Genomic DNA, 3,558 nt, shown 5'->3' on the forward strand with positions numbered 1-3,558 from the left:
AAATATGGGTATATCTGAAGGTTGTGCTATTCTTGGTCAAGAGTATGCAAAAACACCTCAAGAGTATCCATCTTCTCACTAATCAAAACTTTTTGTTCCAAAGTTTAAACTTTGGAACAATTAACTAAGTACCAAAGCAATAATAATTTCATACTCTATCTCTTAATTATAGTGTGAAATTGGTACTTATAGTCCAAAAAAGTTTTTAATATATGCTCTTTTATATCCATAACAAAAACCTCTTTTTTCTTTATAGACCTGAGCGTATCTCCCGTGCCGTTGATAATCACGTATTTCTTGCTCACTTTTTTTCTTTCTCCTGCGTCAACTACAACAAGAGACTTTCCCGTTTCTTTTGCTCTTTTGACCGCATTTGCAAGTTCTTTATCTCCTATCTCTTTTTCGGAAAGGCTTAAAAGGTCGTTAACAGTAATAACCTTTCCGTCCCTGTATATAAGTCCGTTCTTCACCTCTACCATTTCTCCCTCCAGGAAGAAAAAATTTTTTTCTCAGGGTCTATACTAATTCTAAACCGAATGAAGGAGGAAAAAATGCCTCTTAGGAAAGTCAGGAAAGACAGGGCAAGACTTGTAGAGAACGCAGAATACGAAAGAGTCTATGAAGACAGGGACAACTACATCATCAAAGAGGCTCCCCTTTACACGAAACAGAAGAACGGGAAAATCGCTCCGGCTCCCGGAAGGTTCATAGCTGTTTTCCACAAAGACCTTGCAGGAGAGTATCCCGTCTTTGAAGGAATAGTTTCCGACAGGTATAAAATCGTCCTCTTCAAAGACCTTGAAAAGATTGCAGTTAAAGCTCTTGAGAAAAACGGATACAAGCTTGCCGGAGAACCCGAAAGGGTAGACATCAACGAGCTTGTCATTCCCACGGAATACGAACTTGAAAAGGGACTGAGGGCAGAAATTGGAATTACAAACTCTTACGACACCAAGGAGACAGTAGGATTCAAGCTCTACGTTAACGACGGAGAAAGGAGGTATCCGGCCGGGGTGATAACGAAGAGGAAACACTTTGGAAGCGTTAACGAAGAATCTAAAGAGATAATGGAAGAGGCCGTCAAGGAGATGAGCAAGCACCTTACTCTGTTTAAGACGCTGTGGAATTCCATGGTAGACATAAACGAGCTGTCTATATGGAAAGACATCAAGAGAGAAAGAGTCCAAAGGCTCAAGAGGGAAGACGGGAGTTCCGAACCCATCGTTTACACTGAATACCCTCTTGAACAGGTAAAAGAAGCACTCCTCAAAGAGTTCCCCAACGGTTCTGTTCCTTTTAAAGAGATGTGGAAAAGGATTCTTTCCTACGCTCAGGGAGAGAGAAGAAAAACTGTCAGGGAAGAAATCCTTGACAGAATGCACAGGCAGATTGAGCCTCTTCTCAAAGTGTTCAAAGAGGCCAAGGTTAAGGCACTGAAAGTTTAAGGGGGAGTTAGTTCCCCCTTTTTACACCGCTGAAAACAAGCTTGTCGTAGACTGAATAGAACTTTTCCGCATACTTTTCGTTCCTTTCTTTCTGAAAAGAGTGGTAAAAAGCGACAGCGTTTGCGTGAAATCCATACTTTTTTAACTTTTCAGCTACGTAACGGCAGACAAACTTTCCCGACTCTATCCTGTCAAAAACGTCTTCAGGGTAGTTCCTGAACTTATCTCCGTTGTGCAGGTAGTTAATCTGGTAGAGGCCGGCGTCAAAGTTTACCACGCCTAAAGAAATCAACTTTTTTACAAACTCCACGCAGGAATTCCTTGAACTGCAGACGAAGACGTGTTTAGAAACCCTTTTTACTCCGCTGAACTCAAGGTCTTTTAGCTTTGAAAGACCGGAGTTTACTCTTACGGCATAAGGGTAAACTGTCCCGTTTAGCTTGTAAGACTCTATCCACCTTATTGCCACAACCACTCTGGGGTCTACGCCGAGTCTGAGACACTCCTGAACAACAGACTTGTGAAGACCCCAGTTTTTCACGAAAGAAGAGTTAGAGGCTCCTTCTGCCGTCAGCGTAAAGAAAAGAACGCTCAGCAGAAGAAAGAGTCTTTTCATTTCCTGTCTCCTTTATTAGGTTTAGAAAAGTTTTGATAGCACTTTGAGGCAACAACTGATTTTTCATCCTGATATATAAGACTGTATCCGTTTTCTATTGCCTCGTTTATCCATTGAGTAAGCCTGAATCCGTCTATTTTATCTTTTAAAACATACACCACTGAACATTTTCTGTCAGTCTCTTTAGAAACTACAACTGCCCACCTGTTTTCTCTGTAGTATAAGTAGGATACCAGAAACACAAACAGAAAAGAAATAAACAGAAAGGAAGAAACATAAAAAACAGACCGCCTGTTTTCTGAAAAGAAATCGCCGTAAAGAAGAATTAATCCGCCCAGGAACCCTATCAGCAAAAGCATTTTAAGTGCCTGAAAGAACGAAAAGGTTAAAACGTCTATCTCCGTGATAACCACACAGAACCCCTCTGCTTTCTGATAAGTATACAGAAAAACCTCACCGCCATTCATTAGAGGGAATATGGTAGGTAGGTTTTTGGATTTTTAAGAGAATGGGTATACGGGAGTGTAGAGAGGGGGTAAGTAGGTGTTAAAATTTTTTTAAGGAATCTGTGCTCACAATCGGAAGATAGGGATTGTGAGATATAGGTTAATTGAGGTTAATAGAAAGTTAATTGGAAATATACGATTGTGAATGGAAAGGTAATGGAGATGTAATAGAAGAGTGGTAGATTGACAATTAAATTTTAATCAATTGTGTATTAATGGAAAGTAAATTGTTATTGATTTAACAGTAATGGAATGTTGGTTGTGGAGACAGGGTAGTCGCATTGACATTAGACAGCCTACGAAGGAGTGTGAGAAGGGTTGCAGGATTTCAAAAAATCTGATAATATAGAAAAGTAGGAGTAAAAAGGTATGGAAGAGAGGAGTAAGGTTAAGGTTCTGGAGTCTCTTTTAAACGGAGCAGAAAGCGTTGAGGAGATAACAAGGGATACGGGTTTGAGTGAGTTTTTGATAAGGAGAGTGTTGTTCTCTCTTGAAAGTCAGGGAATAGTGGAGAGGGAGAAAGAAGGAGATAGAACGCTATGGCATGTGAGGGAAGATAGGGAAAAAATGGTCAAAGACCTCATAGACCTGTGGAGGAGGAAAAAGAATGGCCAGAAATCTTAAGGGTTTGAAGATAGAGGAAAAGGATTATGAGATTCTCAAGAAACTGAAAATGCCATTTTACATTATACCCGGCAACCATGATAAACGGACAACGCTTCTGTCGGCTTTCGGCCAGGTAAGCTGTCCCGCGGAATCAGAAAATTTTTTGAATTTCGTATTAGACGATTACGAGGTCCGCCTCATCGGAATCGACAGCACCATACCCGATAAGCCGGGAGGCGAGATGTGCGCAGATCGTCTTGCCTGGCTGGAAAAACAACTTGCCGAAGAAAGAGAAAAACCCACCGTAATATTTATGCACCATTCACCGGTCAAATTCGGAGTGCCGGAATCTGATGTAGATGGATTTATCGGCGCAGATAGTTTA

At 40.9% G+C, this 3,558-nt stretch carries 6 protein-coding genes; 3 read left to right on the plus strand and 3 right to left on the minus strand.

Annotation, left to right across the window (positions count from 1 at the left end):
- Positions 1 to 155: 155 nt before the first annotated feature.
- The gene (locus MV676_RS06270; protein ID WP_297445898.1) at positions 156 to 479 is read right to left on the minus strand and encodes a hypothetical protein; all 324 of its coding nucleotides are present in this window, start codon (positions 477 to 479) and stop codon (positions 156 to 158) included.
- Positions 480 to 551: 72 nt separating this feature from the next.
- Here MV676_RS06270 and MV676_RS06275 point away from each other — a divergent pair, with 72 nt between their 5' ends.
- Positions 552 to 1,445: a hypothetical protein gene (locus MV676_RS06275; RefSeq protein ID WP_297445900.1), complete on the plus strand. Its 894-nt coding sequence runs from the start codon at positions 552 to 554 to the stop codon at positions 1,443 to 1,445.
- Positions 1,446 to 1,452: 7 nt separating this feature from the next.
- Here MV676_RS06275 and MV676_RS06280 read toward each other — a convergent pair whose 3' ends face one another.
- Both MV676_RS06280 and MV676_RS06285 read right to left on the minus strand, forming a co-directional pair.
- Positions 1,453 to 2,061 (minus strand): hypothetical protein, encoded by a 609-nt coding sequence (locus MV676_RS06280; protein ID WP_297445902.1) that lies wholly within the window; start codon positions 2,059 to 2,061, stop codon positions 1,453 to 1,455.
- The gene (locus tag MV676_RS06285) at positions 2,058 to 2,474 is read right to left on the minus strand and encodes a hypothetical protein (RefSeq protein WP_297445904.1); all 417 of its coding nucleotides are present in this window, start codon (positions 2,472 to 2,474) and stop codon (positions 2,058 to 2,060) included. The genes MV676_RS06280 and MV676_RS06285 overlap by 4 nt, the downstream gene beginning before the upstream one ends.
- Before the next feature lie 462 nt (positions 2,475 to 2,936).
- On the opposite strand from MV676_RS06285, the gene MV676_RS06290 reads away from it, so the two are divergent.
- Together MV676_RS06290 and MV676_RS06295 are read left to right on the plus strand one after the other, a co-directional pair.
- Positions 2,937 to 3,191: a hypothetical protein gene (locus MV676_RS06290; protein ID WP_297445906.1), complete on the plus strand. Its 255-nt coding sequence runs from the start codon at positions 2,937 to 2,939 to the stop codon at positions 3,189 to 3,191.
- Positions 3,175 to 3,558, plus strand: a 384-nt coding sequence (locus MV676_RS06295; RefSeq protein WP_297445908.1) for a metallophosphoesterase, incomplete at its 3' end; no start/stop codon positions are given. The genes MV676_RS06290 and MV676_RS06295, both read left to right, overlap by 17 nt.

The organism is Desulfurobacterium sp. (genome assembly GCF_027028515.1).
Classification (GTDB): domain Bacteria; phylum Aquificota; class Aquificia; order Desulfurobacteriales; family Desulfurobacteriaceae; genus Desulfurobacterium_A.